The following is a 15,685-nucleotide window of genomic DNA, read 5'->3' as shown; positions in this document are numbered from 1 at the left end:
TTTAATTATTTTTGTTTATTGGTTCAAAATCATATCCAGTGCGTGAGCGATCGCCAGGAACAATTTTCACTAGTTGCAAAGGTGCGTTTCTATCTCCTGATGGTAAAAAGCGAATTTCACCAGCAGCACCTGCGGTAGAAAATTCCGGTGATAAAAAGGCTTTTTGAATACCATCACGGGTAGGATCATTCTCTAAGCCAGCGATTAAAGCTTTTGTAGCATCATAAGCCATTGCAGTCCGCCAACTGACATCACCACCCCATAACTGTCGAGATTCTTGGGGAAAATCAGACTGAGAACTACTATTAATATGCCAGGGAATAGCTACTACCATTCCTACAGCTTGTTCTCTGCCAACTTCTAAAGTTTTGAGGGTATAGACATCATCTCCTCCTAATACTTGCAAACGTTTTTGATTAACTTGTACTACTTGCAAGGCTGTATCTAAAGTACCTGTATTTGTAGCTAACATTAATACTTCTGCCCCTTCTTCAGTGGCCTGTTTGATACTTTGAGCAGCACTAAAATCTGCTTTAGATAAATCAAATTCCCTGGATATTTTACCTCCTTCTAATAAAACTGAGGAAACAAACTCTGATTTTAATGACTGACTATAACCACTTTGGGAATTAAAGAAAACTGCTACTTTTTGCTTTTTTAAATTCTTGATCATGTGATTTGCTAAAGTTCTCGCAGCGATGAAATCACTAGGAACTGTACGAAAAATGTAGGGGCTAAAATTGGTAATTTTTACAGATGTACTTATAGGGGAAATGGCGACAAGTTTTCCAGAATTATATATAGTACCGGCGGTTAATGTGGCATCGCTAGAAGTACAACAAACCACACCCAACACTTCGGGATTTTTGACTAGGTTAGCAGCTATTTGTTTAGCTATTTCTGGGTTATCTTCGTCTTTGGCTATGCCTACTTTTAAAGGAACTCCTTTGATTTTGCTATTTTGGTTAATTTCATTTTGGGCTTGAGCTACACCTCTTAAAATTTCTAATGCTGTGTTGGGGTTATTTCCAAAAGGAACAGACACTACAATTGTGTAATTTCTGCTTGCTCCTATCTTGGCATTATTGAGATATATTAGTGCTTCTGGATCATTAGGGTTGAGTTTTAAGGATGCTTGAAAATTTTCTATTGCCTGTTGATAATTTTTATTCTCCATTGCTTTAGACCCATCTATTTTGGTGATAGATGAATTACCAGAACTAAATATTCTTGTCCCAAAACTCAGCCTCTCAATCACCGATGGATTGTTATTGAATTGCTGATTTTCTGATAATTTAGTATTGTTATTTTTGAGAAAATTAGGCGTAAATAACCAAAAACCTAAACCTAATATTCCTCCTGTGACTAATAAGGAGAAAATTAATACTCTAATTTCTTTCTGTAACATAAGTGTCTATTGCAATCCAAAATTATCTAAAATTTAAATTTTGTATATTTTAAGGTTAAAGAATTGAGTATATGAGTTTATAAATTAATCTAAATAAACTTGTTACTATAATAGCAATTAAGGCAGCACCAACAGCTAAAACTACTACTTGTTGGATAACTAAATTACTTCTAAACAAGGGAATAAACAATATAATTGCTAGACTAATGCTAGGAATAATTAATAAATCGAATTTTTCTAACCAGCGTCTAGTTTGGGCAAAAATTAACCCACTTAAAATTACCACAGAAATAGCTAAAGTAATAATGGGATTTTTAACAATACTAAAAAAAGCGATGGCAATTAAGGCCCCTTCAAAACCACTAAAAGCTGCCCCAGCTAACAATTCCCAGGTGGCAAAAGCTGGTTGTACAGGAATTGGTGGTGGTGGTGTTGCTACAGGTGGTTGTATTTGTTGAGGTTGGGGAATAGGTTGAGGAGGTTGAATTGGTGGAGGTATTTGTGTCGGTGAAGGTTGGAGTACAGGTGGAATAGTCGAAGCAGGTGTAGATAGTGCTGCTAAAACTTCAGTGGCCGACTGAAAGCGTTGACTAGCAGCAGGAAGCAGCATTTTATCTAAAACATCAGCTAGTTTATTGTTGATAGTAACTTTGGTACGCCAATTCCATTCATTAGTATAAGAATCAATAAGATTATTTGTTTCTTCTCCAGTTAACAATGTAATCACAGTTATAGCCAAAGCATATAAATCTGTAGAAGGAAATACTTGACTGCCTGACATTTGTTCCGGTGGTGCAAATCCCATAGAATAAATACCTGTAGAGCCAGCATTACCACCAGGAGAATTAGTAATTAACTTAACTGCGCCAAAATCCAGTAAAAAAAGTCGTCCATCTCGACGACGCATAATATTAGAAGGTTTAATGTCTCGATGAATAATCCCTTTATCGTGGATAAACTGGATAACTGGCAGAATTTCTGTAAGTATTTGTGTAACACCTATTTCTGAAAAATTCCCCTCTTGGAGTAATTCTTCTTCTAGAGTTTGACCATCAATATATTCTTGAACTAGATAAAAAAACTCATCCTGTTGTCCAGGTTGTGAACTTTGGACAGTGATAGGGAAAAAGGCAAATAAATCAGGTATTTGTTTATGTTCATTACCTATTTCTTCCAAAACACCAGCTTCTTGTGTAAACAGAACCCTAGCTTTTTCCAGAGCTTCTGCATTCAAATTAGCAACAGGTTGGAACTGTTTAACTACACATTGGCGCATTTTTGGTGTATCCCGATCAACAGCTAAAAAAGCAGTACCAAAACCACCCTTACCCAAAAGTTTAGTAGGCAAATATCGGTCACGCAAAATTAGCGGCATACCACAATTGGTACAGTATTTTTGATTAACTGTCTTGAGAGTTGTAGTATCGTCCAAATCACTGAAATAGTTTTGTGGACGTTGACAGTAGGGACGAGTGCAGTAAACTTCCATAGTAGTTATTGGTCATTAGTCATTAGTCATTAGTCGTTAGCTATACTCACAACGGCTTAATCATTTGATTCTAGGTGTAGAGGTTTAGCAGTGCTAAACTCCTACAAATTTGGGTTTTTTGTCATTTCGGAAAAGTCCATGTCCCAACCATGTCTTAGTATATTTAATTTTGACTATTGACTACTGACTACTGACAGAATGTTTAGTCTGGGTTAGATGATTTAGGTGTAACTGGATCTAAATCTAAGTTAGTTACCATTAGATTTTTATGTGATAATTTTAACGTTTCTTCATTCCATCCTGGGGTAGCAAACTGGGATAAAATCTCCTCACTAAAAGCTTCTGCTGCTTTGGAACGATAGCGATTAGGATTAACAATCAACCATAGAGTTCTTCTGACAACGACACCTTCAATTGGTGTACAGTGTAACACGCCCATTTGTAATTCCTTAGCGATCGCAGAAGTAGATACAAAAGCCGCACCTAAACCAGATTGCACAGCATTTTTAATTGCTTCGATGGAATTGAGTTCCATTTCAAATTTAAAGCGTCTGGTATCAATTTCACAGCGAGCCAAGACCTGATCAATTACCTTTCGGATGGTAGATTGAGAATCAAGGCCAATGAACTGTAATTTATATAGGTCTTCTTTTTGGATGGTTTCTAATTTGGCAAAAGGATGAGACGTTGGTAAGATTAGTGCCAACTCATCTTCAGCATAAGGAATAATCTGCAAAGATTCCGCCAATTCTGTGGGTATTTCCCCACCAATAATGGCTAGATCAACCTGTCCATTAGCCACACTCCAGGCAGTACGGCGGGTAGAATGGACGTGTAATTGGACAGCTACATCGGGGTATTTTTGTCGAAACAGGCCGATCATGCGGGGTAAAAGATAAGTACCCGTAGTTTGAGAAGCCCCAACAATTAAAGTACCACCTTGGAGATTTTGTAAATCTTCAATAGCGCGACAAGTTTCTTGACACAGACTAATAATTTTTTCACCGTAGCTCAGGAGTAGATGCCCTGCTTCGGTTAATTGAGCGCGTCTTCCTCCCCTATCAAACAGGGGGACATCCAACTGACGTTCCAGATTTTGCACCTGTAAACTAACTGCTGGTTGAGAGACGTAAAGACTATCAGCGGCGCGTTTGAAGCTACCTTCAGCGGCGATCGCTTTGAGAATGCGTAATTGATCTAAAGTGAAAGGAAGGTCAGACATAAGGCTCAACCCACAAACTTGGAAAAGAGTGGCTTTAGTAATAAATCAGGATATGTAGCTTTGTTGCTAGGCATGATTTATGGCATTGTTAACATTTAGAGACTTGTTCTGAAAAATACATTAACAGAAAGTCTTGACAAAAATTTGCTTAGGTATAATCTGTTAAAGGTCAAGATGCTTACCAATATTAACGTAAGTTGTTAATCAATGGGGCATCGGGCATTGGGTATTGGGTATTGGCAAAAATTAATTCAAAAGTCAAAAATTAATTCCTCTTGCCTCTTGCCCCTGAAAATTTCTTTCGTGTTTAATTGAGTTGCGTATATGATGTCGAATTCTGGGTTTACTACCAGCCATTTTGTCATACTGGGTTTGCAGTTAGTTTTTGCGATCGCTCACAGCGGGGGTGCTGCTTTGCGTCCTTGGGCAGAAAAATACATTGGACCGAGACTGTATCGCATTTTGTTTGCATTAATTAGCCTACCCTTAGCAGTGATATTAATTACTTACTTTTTTAATCACCGTTATGATGGCTGGCAACTTTGGCAAGTGCAAGGTGTACCTGGAGTTCAGCCAGTAGTTTGGGTGCTATCAGCAATTTCCTTTTTATTTTTATATCCTGCTACCTTCAATCTACTAGAAATTGCGGCTATTCAAAAGCCCCAAGTTCATCTTTACGAAACCGGAATTATCCGTATCACCCGGCATCCACAAATGATAGGGCAAATTATTTGGTGTGTTGCCCATACTTTGTGGTTGGGGACTAGCTTTACTCTTGTTACCTCTATGGGGCTAGTTTTGCATCATTTATTTGGAGTTTGGCATGGTGATCGCAGGTTACAAAACCGCTATGGAGAAGCCTTTACCGCAGTCAAACAAAGAACTTCTATCTTACCTTTTCAAGCAGTTCTGGATGGTCGTCAATCTCTCCAATGGCAAGAATTTCTCCGTCCTGCTTACTTAGGAGTTGCCATTTTTGTAGGTTTACTGTGGTGGTCACATCCTCTTTTAATCATCGCAACTAGTAAGTTATCATGGTAGATTGCAGTGATCCCCAATATCAACAGAAAATACTAATTTAATTAAAGTTAACGCTGATCAAATACCACCAAATCAATGTAGGATAAATTTAAATAGCTATCAGTGAGGGTTTCCTCAGTTGGACTGATATAGAGTATTGGTATTTGCTGGTCAAGCTACTTTCCTGGGGAGGAAAAGGCAATCAATCAGGATTTGAGCATCGAGAAAAGCCACCGTGAACAATGTCGCGCTGGCTTTTTTGTCAGCAATACCTCAAGAACCTGACTTGCCAATCCCTGCTACTGATAGTTACTTTAATATAAAAACCCTATAACTCAAGAGGCGTCATGGTGTTGTCGGTTAGTGAGCGGACATTTACTGAAGAAGTTTTAGAATCTCCAATTCCCGTTTTAGTTAATTTCGAGGCTCCCTGGTGTGGCTTGTGTCGCATCATCCATCCCCTGTTGTTACAATTTCAAACTGAATGTAACAACGAAATTAAACTTGTAGCTGTTAATGCCGACCAAAATTTCAAGCTATCTAATACTTATCGGCTCAAATCGCTACCAACTTTACTGTTGATTGATAAAGGCATAATCAGGAAACGTCTTGAGGGTTTTCGCAGTCGAGATGATTTACGCCTAGCTTTAGAAGAAATTAAACTCAGTTACATGACTAACAATAAAACCTACAACATCACAAAAACAGCAGATTTAGAATGTCGCTCTGCGTAGTTGGAAACAGTAAATAGACTCATAACTGATCACTAACCCTGTCTCCAAATATAAAACTATCCTTAACAAATTCAAGACCCCACCCTGCTATATAGAGTGGGGTATTTTATTCAGGTTTGAGCCTTAAAAACAGTGGTTTATGTCTATGATTAAGCTATATCCAATTACCAATAGAGTGAAATTTTGTCATATTACTCAGTTGGCTGTTGTCAAATTTCAATTTGGCTGGGGAAAAGGTGAAATTGTTAATGGTAAGGCTTTTTCCTTTCCCTCTGCTCCTTTTATTTTCTCCATGAACTGACAAGTATTGGGGTTATCTTACAATTGTTAGCAGTTCCCACCAGGATCTCTCAACAGATTACGCATGGCAAGTGCGGAATTTACGCCTGTGGACAAGAAACCGCCAGCGGACTTGGTAGAAGCAGGAAGCAAACCTTAAAATCCTCTATTTATTAAAATATGAGCGATTTTGATCAGGTTTGTGTTGCACAGTCAGATCAGGAAACAATTTCCTGCGGGACTGTCCTCAATTTGTCAAGAATTCTAAAAGTAGGCGTAAGTGATGGAAGTAATCTATCAGTATGCCTGGATTATTCCAGTATTACCTCTTTTGGGAGCAATGCTGGTTGGTCTAGGACTAATTTCTATAAATCAGGTGACAAACCGCCTGCGACAGTTAAACGCTGTGGTAATTATCTCCCTGATGGGGGCAGCTATGGGTCTGTCCTTGGCCTTGCTGTGGAGTCAATATCAAGGACATGAGCCTTATCTCCGCACCTTGGAATGGGCAGCAGCAGGTAATTTTCACCTGACTATGGGCTATACAATTGATCACCTCACAGCCCTAATGCTGGTGATTGTGACAACGGTAGCCTTCCTGGTCATGATTTACACTGATGGCTACATGGCCCATGACCCCGGTTATGTGCGGTTTTACGCCTATCTCAGTTTATTCGGCTCTTCCATGTTGGGGTTGATTGTCAGTCCTAACTTGGTACAAATTTATATCTTCTGGGAATTGGTAGGGATGTGTTCCTATCTCCTAGTCGGTTTTTGGTACGATCGCAAAGCAGCAGCAGATGCTTGTCAAAAGGCTTTTGTCACTAACCGTGTCGGTGACTTTGGTTTACTACTGGGTATTCTGGGGCTATTTTGGGCAACAGGCAGCTTTGATTTCATGGTGATGGGCGAGCGCTTAGGACAACTGGTAGAAACTGGTTCTGTGAGCAATTTCCTAGCCATTGTCTTAGCAATTCTAGTTTTCCTCGGTCCCGTTGCCAAATCTGCCCAATTTCCCCTCCATGTCTGGCTACCAGATGCAATGGAAGGCCCTACACCTATTTCTGCCCTCATCCATGCGGCAACAATGGTGGCGGCTGGTGTATTCCTGATTGCGCGGATGTATCCAGTGTTTGAACACGTTCCCGCAGCGATGAACGTGATTGCCTTTACTGGCGCATTTACAGCATTTTTGGGGGCGACTATCGCTATGACCCAAAATGACATCAAAAAAGGTTTGGCTTACTCCACCATTTCCCAACTCGGTTACATGGTCATGGCCATGGGAGTAGGTGCTTACAGTGCAGGTTTATTCCACCTGATGACCCACGCTTATTTTAAAGCGATGCTGTTTTTGGGTTCAGGTTCGGTCATTCATGGGATGGAAGGCGTAGTTGGCCATGATGCCGTATTGGCGCAGGATATGCGGTTAATGGGTGGACTACGGAAATATATGCCCGCAACTGGTTTTACCTTTTTAATTGGTTGTTTGGCAATTTCCGGTATTCCTCCCTTTGCTGGTTTCTGGTCAAAGGATGAAATTCTCGGTGCGGCTTTTGCAGCTAACCCTTTACTGTGGTTTATTGGTTGGTTGACTGCGGGAATTACCGCTTTTTATATGTTTAGAATGTATTTCTCAACATTTGAAGGCAAATTCCGGGGTAATGAAGAGAAAATCAAAACCCAGCTAAAAAATGAGGCAGCAGCTAAGTTAGGTTTGGAATTACAACCTAATTTTGGCCCAGGAGCGATGAAAAAAGGTGAGTTGGATAGTCACGACTCCCACGGACACCACAGCACTTCTCCTCATGAGTCTCCTTGGACGATGACTTTACCGTTGTTGGTGTTGGCTATTCCTTCAATGTTAATTGGTTTGATAGGTACTCCCTACGCTAATTATTTTGAGCAGTTTATCTTTTCTCCTAATGAAAACTTAGCTGAAGTGATGGAAAAAGCTGCGGAATTTGACCCCCATGAGTTTTATGTGATGGCGGGTAGTTCTATTGCTATTTCTGTGGTGGGTATTACTTTGGCTGTGCTGATGTATTTGGCTCGGAAAATTGACCCCGCTGCGATCGCATCTAAAATCAAACCACTGTATGAGTTATCGTTGAATAAGTGGTATTTTGACGATATTTATCATCGTGTGTTTGTGCTTGGTTTGCGTCGTGTGGCTAGACAAGTGATGGAAGTTGATTTCCGCGTTGTTGATGGTGCGGTTAATTTGACTGGTTTCTTTACTTTGGTTAGTGGTGAAGGTTTGAAATACCTGGAAAGTGGTCGGGTTCAATTCTATGCCTTAATTGTTTTTGGGGCTGTTTTGGGCTTGGTGATTGTTTTTGGTGTTACCTGATTTTAATGGGGGTGGGTTTTTCTGCCCCCTGTTTTGTTTTTTTCTCACGCAAAGGCGCAAAGGCGCAAAGTTATTGAACCACGTTCGCAGAGCGTCCCGTAGGGATAGGGACGAAGGACGCGAAGGAAAGCAGCGAAATAAAAAGCGAATTCTAGTGTGAATAATTTATTTTTTGATGGTTATTTGATTTTTGAAAACTATAGTTTTGAATTGCTCGTGAATGTAGTTTATTTATGCTACTTATTGAAGTGCGTAATGTGGGTGATAAAATTAATTCAGACATAAAATTAAGAATACTACTAGGAAATTATTTACAAATGGTTTTTTTCCATCAAGACGAACAATTACAACATCTGGGTAATGAAATTTTAGAGGCAACTTGGTCAAAATTTGATAGTTTAGCCCATAATCAAATTGCTTTAACTTGGGTTGTTTATGACCCTCCTGTGCCGGTAAATACTGGCGGTGCTTTGACTCCTGATGCTTTTTGGAATCATGCAGTCAGGGGTTTTGATTATCGTGGTGGAGAACGCATATATCCCGCCAGCGTGGTGAAATTATTTTATTTGGTAGCGGTACATGAATGGTTAGAAAAAGGCATGACTAATACTTCTAAGGAATTAGAAAGAGCCTTGAGTGATATGATTATTGATTCTAGTAATAATGCTACCAGTTTAATTGTTGATATTCTCAGTGGTACTACTTCGGGGCCTGAGTTACCTACTGGGCCTTTTGAAACTTGGAAATATCAAAGAAATATTATTAACCGCTATTATCAATCTTTAGGTTGGGAAGAAATGGCAAATATTAATGTTTGTCAAAAAACCTGGGGTGATGGCCCTTATGGAAGAGAAAGGGCTTTTTATGGGGAAATGTTTGCAAATCGGAATATGCTAACAACTAATGCTATTGCCCGATTATTACATAGTATAGTCGGTGGGGTGGCGGTTTCTAGCAGTAGATCCCAACAAATGATGTCTTTACTCAAACGCAGTCTTAACCCAGCAGAATTACCCCAAGATGTGGAAGAAGACCAGGTTACAGGCTTCTTAGGCGGTGGTTTACCTGAAAATAGTCAAATTTGGTCAAAAGCAGGTTGGACAAGTTCTGTCCGCCATGATGCAGCTTATATTGAATTACCTGAACAACGTCCTTATCTTTTAGTGGTATTTACAGAAGGGAAAGCACAAGCTAAAAGTCGGGATATTTTACCTTTTATTTCTCAACAAGTAGCCAGGGTGGTTAGCAATTTATAGTATCAGGCACAAGGCGAAATTAAAAACCTCATCATTGCTGACTTTGAGATAGCCACTTCTGACAAATTCAAATATCATCACACAACCGCCTCTCCTCCTCACTCAAACCCGTATTATTCTGCAAATAATCCTGCAACCACACACAACCATCCTTTAAAGCCCTGTCCAAATACCGCACAGGCCACAACCGCGCTGTATTGTCATCAGATGCCGTAGCAATGGTTTTTCCATCGGGGCTGAAACTCACACTAATGACATAACCCTGATGACCCTGAAATTGGTTGATTTCTTTAATATTGTCAACAATAGTATTCAGGGCGTAAATAGGGCTAAAAGCTGGGTATTTTTCCAGGGGACGACCATCTTTAACGATATTTTTTAGTTCTTTGCCACTGTGCATAGCAGCCATTAGTGCCTCTAACTGGGCAAACTCAAATTGCCTTAAAGCATTCATACCAGCACGTTCTAATTCTGTTCCCTTTTGTGCTTCTTTGAGTAACTTTTCAGCTTGTTCTCTAGCTTGATTTAATATTTGATTGGCTTCTTTTTGTTACTTTAGCTGCTTTTGAGTTTCTACCAATTTTGTAAATAATTCATTTCCTTGTTGTTGACGAATAAACTCAACCAAATAATCATGCACTAATTGATATCTATCCGCAGGTGATTCTGGTAAGAGTAACACCAAACCAGACGCAACAAAGATATTTAACAATAAATTCATTTTTTCACTTTTATCTACTAACTGTGTTGCTATCTCAGCGCGAGTTTTTAAAGGTCTTGTGCCATTTTCATCTGTAAGTAAATATAAAAGTAATCTTGCTATTTGTTCATTTTCCCCACCACAGTCTTTAATCACATCTTTTAGAAATTTTTCAACTATTTGTTTTGTTTATATTATTTTAACATAACCAGTCTGAGAGAGCCATAAAATATAATAATACTTCCGCAGGTAAGCAGATTTTGATTTTACCTAACGCTACGGAAGTGTAATTTATTGGTATAGTTTTGAAATATGTTTGAAATATGCTCCTAATTTTTCACCTCTCCTAACCAACTTTGTAAATCAGCAATACTGCTAAAATCTAGCAAAGCCTCGCTCAAATTTTCCAGTACAGGTAATGATAAAGCAGAAATTTGAGCGCGTATTTCTGGAGATAATTCTCCAAATCGCTTAGTTAATAGTCGGTTAACTAAATTAACTGTTGCTTGTTCTAACCCTTCTTCCCTTCCTTCTTCCCTTCCTTCTTCCCTTCCTTCTTCCCTTCCTTTTTCCCTTGCTTCTTCTCTAATATCCCGATACAGTCGTGTTTCTTCAAATGTAATTCCTAACATAGCTTCAGCCTCAATGCGGGTTAAGTTCTCAAATTTATAAGCGATGATCGTTGTGATCATTTCTATTATGACTTGACTTGATGGCGTTGGTATTTCTTGTTTAATTCTTGTTAACAAATACCGTGCTTCCTCTGGTGCTTGACTTTTTTCTAAGGTTGTCAGAACCATCAATGCTACCCAGATAGGTAATTGACGAATATCTCCCAATTCATCTAAATAGATACGATGGAATTGTTCACCATTTAATAAAGTACGATGGGGGTAAATATCGCTTTGTTCTGTATTCCGGGATGGGTAAATTATAACAATTTGCCAATCACTAAACCTCTGACGGTTGCGATAAAAATATAGTGCAGATTCGGCAAATACTCTTTCATAAAGAAATTCATCTTTTTGAAACTGCACCTCCGAAAAATAAACAACACCCCTATTTTCATTTTCTGGTGGTAAAAATACTCCATCAATTTCAAATTTTGGTTCTTTGACTGCTACGGAATCAAAACGATAATCTTCTGCATTAGCTGGAGGGTTTTGCAGAAGTTGAAATAATAGAGAGGGAGATTGTTGAAAGAGTTTATAAAAAATTGAATCTCGACGCATAAAGTATTTTATTAATTTATGATTTTTCTATTCTGGAATTTTTAAAAATTGAATCCTACTATGATCATTATCATATCAAATCAAAGTAAAATAATCTAAATCTTATGTAAATATTTATTTTAACCAATCACCAATCAAATTCCATGACTTTTACCCACTACCCAATGACGACGGAAAAATTTTGATAATGCAGATTCTTCTAATGATAAATAAATAGGCCGACCGTGGGGACAGGTGCGGGGGTTACGGGTATTTTGCCAATCATTTAATAATTGCTGCATTTCTGGTAAATTCATGGGTGTACCATTACGAACTGCACTGCGACAAGCTACTGCAACTTGGGCTGTTTGTAAGTCTCCTCCCCAACTTAATTCTAATAATGCTTCGGCTATATCTTCTCGGATTTTTAACATGGTGGGAATACTGCGTACAGCCCAAAGTTTTTCTCCAAAAGGTTCAATATCTAAGTTAATTCTTTCTAGTTGTTCCACCTGTGCAGATGATAATTGATAAAGAATAATCGGACTTTCTACAGGGACAATTTCCCAATTATCACATAATTTTTCATATAATACTCTTTCATGGGCTATGTGTTGTTCTACTAACCACATTCCTCCAGAATGTTCAGCAACTATGTACATATTGCTAACTTGAGCAACTGCTTTTAAATAATTTTGAGTTGTTTTATTTTCTGACTGAGAATTAAAGTTATAACTACCTTTTGATTCGGCAACTTTGAGTAAATTACTCACTCTTGATGTATGAACTGATTCTTTAATATTCGCTTCAGAAATACGGATACTTTGGTTAATTGCTGATGTTACTTTTTCTTGCCAATATTCAATCTCATTCAGGTAAATTTCTGTTTTGGAAGGGTTACGATTCCAGTTGATTTGGTCGGGGGAAACTGTCAGATGTAAAAAACAAACTGGATAGCGATCGCGTGGTAAGGTTTTATGAAAGGCTGAAAATATCGTCTGTTCTAATTCTGGACATTTAATCATTCTGCCGTTAATTGCTATTTTTACCCAATCAGGACGATGACGGTGACATCTATCGGGTAAACCAATGACTAAGGTAATTTTAGATTCGGTTTTAGGTATTTCTAAATCAACTTCTTTTAAATCACCGGGTTTAATTTGGGGTAAAATTTGGGGAATTAATTTACCTACACTCGCAGCAGGACAAATCGTAAACCATTGTTTATCATTTTGCGACACCTGAAAAGTAACATGAGGATGACACAAAGCAATTTGTTGTATTATCCCTTGGACAGCTTTCATTTGCTGTGTAGCATTGGGTAAACCTTGACGACGTGCGGAATAATTAGCAAATAAATTATCAACTGTAACTACAGTACCAGGTGCGATCGCTGCAACTTTTTTTTCTAATATTTCTCCACTATCATTATAAACAATTTGCCATCCTTCATATCCCCCCATAGGACGACTGAGAATTTCTAAATCTGCTAAGGTTGTTAAACTATGTAATGCTTCACCACGAAACCCTAAACTGGTAATTTTCCACAAATCATCAGGAGAGTAAATTTTACTGGTACTGTGTGCGGTTGCTGCTTGTTGCAAATCATCTAAGTTCATTCCCCAACCGTTATCAGCTACACGGACTCGCCAATTTTGCGGCCACAGAGAAATTACTATACGGGTTGCACCAGCATCTAAAGAATTCTCTACTAATTCCCTCACAACCGAAGCAAAACTATCAATTACTTCCCCAGCGGTAATTAAATAAACAACTTCTGTCGGTAAAGCTTGAATAGTAGATGCCATCATTAAAAATTAAGAATTAAAAATTAAGAATTGCCTGAATGTACAGACAATTAGCTTACAATATTATGGCTTTTAAATTCTAATTCTGAGCATAATTTCATTCTTCAGAAACGAGGATTCATGAGTAATAATATCTGGTGTCAGTTGAAAAAGCCTACCGCTGATAGCTCATAGCTGAATCGTGCTAAAATAAGTTTCATTAATATCTATAAAGAATTTTAGATTAATAGTCAAGAAAACCGAATTATAAAAGTATTTTTGATAGATTTCTGGTAAGGTTCTAAGCAAAAAAAAAGCTGATGAGTAATTTAGTTGCTGATGTTAATGATTTAAAGTTGTGTCTCGAATGGGGTCAACCCGCTTTCACAATTGTTGATGTACGCGATCGCTTCACTTACAATCATGGTCATATCACAGGAGCAATTTCTATCCCTGTAGATGATTTGTACGCACGCGCTACATCCAGTTTACATCAAGAGCGTCAAATCTGCGTTTACGGGGAAACTGATATTCAAGCGACCACAGCAGTGAAAATATTACAAGCTGCTGGGTTTAAAAATGTCTCAGAAATTCCTGGTGGTTTAGCTGCTTGGAAAAAAATTGGTGGTGCTACAGAAGGAGTGTAATACAGAAGGTGACAGGTAACAGGTGATAGGTGACAGTGCTAGAAGTCTTTCAGTATCTAAGTTTTAGCTTATGTCTCAATCGCCTTGTTCGTTGCTATAATCAAAGGCCACTGACTTCTTTAAGAAGTCAGTGATCTAAATTAAACTACATTAAACCAAAACTTTAGCTGGTTCAGGTTTCAATAACCCAGTTAATAAAGAAGCTGGATGTTGACTATGTGGCCAAGCAAAAGCATGACGGAAAGCTGCATCCTGACAAGCTTTTAACTGTTGGAAATTAATAATGTCGTAAGTCAATAAATTTTCATACTCAAAGGGTAAACGGACATTATGTAAACCCGCATTATCTGTACAGATAGCAATATCAACCCCTGCATCAAAACAGCGATCAAAAACTACTTTTAATTGCCTGATATCCTGTAAAGTTCCTGTTTTTAAATAAGTCGTCGGACAAACTTCTAAACATTGTCCTCTCCTAGCTAACTCCGGTAATAATTCCGGGTACAATAAAGGAATTTGGATACCATGACCAATTCGCATTAAATAAGGTAAAAGTTCTGGATAACAACCATCCTGAGTTTCGTAAAGATGTCCAGTGGTATTTAAACCTAAAGAACGGGCATAATCATATAAACTAATCCATTCTGACATTCTTTCAGCATAATTGCGATCGCCTCCAGCCACATCCACTGCACAAACATATTCTCTATTTGCTGCTGCTAAATCTACAATTGCCTTATTCACCTCAAAAGGTAAACGAGAGTGCATACAGAGAATTTGACTATTAACAATGGGATATTCTAAAGAACAACTAGCTTTACCCACAACTTCCACAATTTCCGCCATCTTATCAATTCTTTCGTTTTGATTTAGATGTTCAGGAGTGCGTAAATAGGGAGTATAACGTAGTTCTAAATAAGCTAAATTTTCAAAGATATACGCACCACGCAATAAGCGATAAATAAAATACGGTAATGTCTCCACTGTTTGCACACTTTCCACTAAAGTATGCAATTCCAAATACTCATCTAAAGTGTTACGAGGACGGGTGTAAAAGTCTTCAAATTCCGAATATTCACTAAACCGAGAAATTAAATCCGTAGCATGGCGCTCAAAATACCGCCACAACACACGGGGGACGACAGAACCCCCCAGGTGTCTATGTAACTCAGCGTATAAGGCCATAATGGTAATTTTTAGATAAAAATTTCATTAATTGTAACAAAAATTATAAAAAAATAAATATATATTCTCAGAAATATTTTTTGGTGTCGTCCATTATTTTTAAATAAGATTGTAAAAAGATATAAGATTACTAATTAATTAGAACTTATTATACTAATAATACGTAAAAATGCGTAAGTCAGATCATTATAGAAAAAACCATTAGACATCTCCGAAAATGAATGTAGAGTCGAGAATCCCTACCTATGGAAAGTCTCTACAAGGGTTTTAGAAAACACATAAACACATATTTAATTTCTGAAGATGTCTATTGATAATGTTTTAATAATGCTTACTTTGTGTTCCCTTAAACAAATTAGGCAAACCTACTAAATAGGATGACCACTAAAAATTG

The 15,685-nt window shown here is 38.1% G+C and carries 13 protein-coding genes; 5 read left to right on the top strand and 8 right to left on the bottom strand.

Features of this window, described 5'->3' with window-relative positions:
* Nucleotide 1: 1 nt before the first annotated feature.
* From WJM97_RS08180 to WJM97_RS08170, 3 genes are all read right to left on the bottom strand, one after another.
* Complete coding sequence (locus tag WJM97_RS08180) at nt 2-1,408, bottom strand: ABC transporter substrate-binding protein (protein WP_353932548.1); 1,407 nt, start codon at nt 1,406-1,408, stop codon at nt 2-4.
* Nucleotides 1,409-1,463: 55 nt separating this feature from the next.
* A complete protein-coding gene (locus WJM97_RS08175; RefSeq protein WP_353932547.1) occupies nt 1,464-2,897 on the bottom strand; it encodes a serine/threonine-protein kinase in 1,434 nt (477 codons plus the stop codon).
* 202 nt (nt 2,898-3,099) lie between these two features.
* On the bottom strand, nt 3,100-4,119 hold the full coding sequence (locus WJM97_RS08170; RefSeq protein ID WP_353932546.1) for a LysR family transcriptional regulator: 1,020 nt from the start codon (nt 4,117-4,119) through the stop codon (nt 3,100-3,102).
* Nucleotides 4,120-4,443: 324 nt separating this feature from the next.
* On the opposite strand from WJM97_RS08170, the gene WJM97_RS08165 reads away from it, so the two are divergent.
* The 4 genes from WJM97_RS08165 to WJM97_RS08150 all read left to right on the top strand — a co-directional run bounded on the left by WJM97_RS08165 (nt 4,444) and on the right by WJM97_RS08150 (nt 9,761).
* Nucleotides 4,444-5,160, top strand: coding sequence for an NnrU family protein (locus WJM97_RS08165; protein WP_353932545.1), 717 nt, complete (start codon nt 4,444-4,446; stop codon nt 5,158-5,160).
* Nucleotides 5,161-5,486: 326 nt separating this feature from the next.
* Nucleotides 5,487-5,873, top strand: coding sequence for a thioredoxin domain-containing protein (locus WJM97_RS08160; RefSeq protein WP_353932544.1), 387 nt, complete (start codon nt 5,487-5,489; stop codon nt 5,871-5,873).
* Nucleotides 5,874-6,435: 562 nt separating this feature from the next.
* Nucleotides 6,436-8,505: an NAD(P)H-quinone oxidoreductase subunit 5 gene (locus WJM97_RS08155; RefSeq protein ID WP_353932543.1), complete on the top strand. Its 2,070-nt coding sequence runs from the start codon at nt 6,436-6,438 to the stop codon at nt 8,503-8,505.
* A 317-nt stretch (nt 8,506-8,822) separates the two neighbouring features.
* On the top strand, nt 8,823-9,761 hold the full coding sequence (locus WJM97_RS08150; RefSeq protein WP_353933129.1) for a serine hydrolase: 939 nt from the start codon (nt 8,823-8,825) through the stop codon (nt 9,759-9,761).
* Nucleotides 9,762-9,828: 67 nt separating this feature from the next.
* On the opposite strand, the gene WJM97_RS08145 is transcribed toward WJM97_RS08150, so the two are convergent.
* The 4 genes from WJM97_RS08145 to mutL all read right to left on the bottom strand — a co-directional run bounded on the left by WJM97_RS08145 (nt 9,829) and on the right by mutL (nt 13,480).
* Nucleotides 9,829-10,215 (bottom strand): WD40 repeat domain-containing protein, encoded by a 387-nt coding sequence (locus tag WJM97_RS08145; RefSeq protein WP_353932542.1) that lies wholly within the window; start codon nt 10,213-10,215, stop codon nt 9,829-9,831.
* A 96-nt stretch (nt 10,216-10,311) separates the two neighbouring features.
* Nucleotides 10,312-10,617 carry a hypothetical protein gene (locus tag WJM97_RS08140; protein ID WP_353932541.1) on the bottom strand — a complete coding sequence of 102 codons (306 nt, stop codon included), beginning with the start codon at nt 10,615-10,617 and terminating at the stop codon, nt 10,312-10,314.
* Between the two features lie 173 nt (nt 10,618-10,790).
* Entirely contained in the window at nt 10,791-11,693 is a 903-nt protein-coding gene (locus WJM97_RS08135) for an Rpn family recombination-promoting nuclease/putative transposase (protein WP_353932540.1), read from the bottom strand.
* A 134-nt stretch (nt 11,694-11,827) separates the two neighbouring features.
* The gene (mutL, locus tag WJM97_RS08130) at nt 11,828-13,480 is read right to left on the bottom strand and encodes a DNA mismatch repair endonuclease MutL (protein ID WP_353932539.1); all 1,653 of its coding nucleotides are present in this window, start codon (nt 13,478-13,480) and stop codon (nt 11,828-11,830) included.
* A gap of 296 nt (nt 13,481-13,776) precedes the next feature.
* On the opposite strand from mutL, the gene WJM97_RS08125 reads away from it, so the two are divergent.
* Nucleotides 13,777-14,106, top strand: coding sequence for a rhodanese-like domain-containing protein (locus WJM97_RS08125; RefSeq protein ID WP_353933128.1), 330 nt, complete (start codon nt 13,777-13,779; stop codon nt 14,104-14,106).
* 150 nt (nt 14,107-14,256) lie between these two features.
* On the opposite strand, the gene WJM97_RS08120 is transcribed toward WJM97_RS08125, so the two are convergent.
* A complete protein-coding gene (locus WJM97_RS08120; RefSeq protein WP_353932538.1) occupies nt 14,257-15,291 on the bottom strand; it encodes an adenosine deaminase in 1,035 nt (344 codons plus the stop codon).
* Between the last annotated feature and the right edge of the window lie 394 nt (nt 15,292-15,685).

It is taken from the genome of Okeanomitos corallinicola TIOX110 (assembly GCF_038050375.1).
Taxonomy (GTDB): domain Bacteria; phylum Cyanobacteriota; class Cyanobacteriia; order Cyanobacteriales; family Nostocaceae; genus Okeanomitos; species Okeanomitos corallinicola.
The sequence above is the reverse complement of the archived record's forward strand: the minus strand, read 5'-3'. Positions and strand labels throughout refer to the sequence as shown.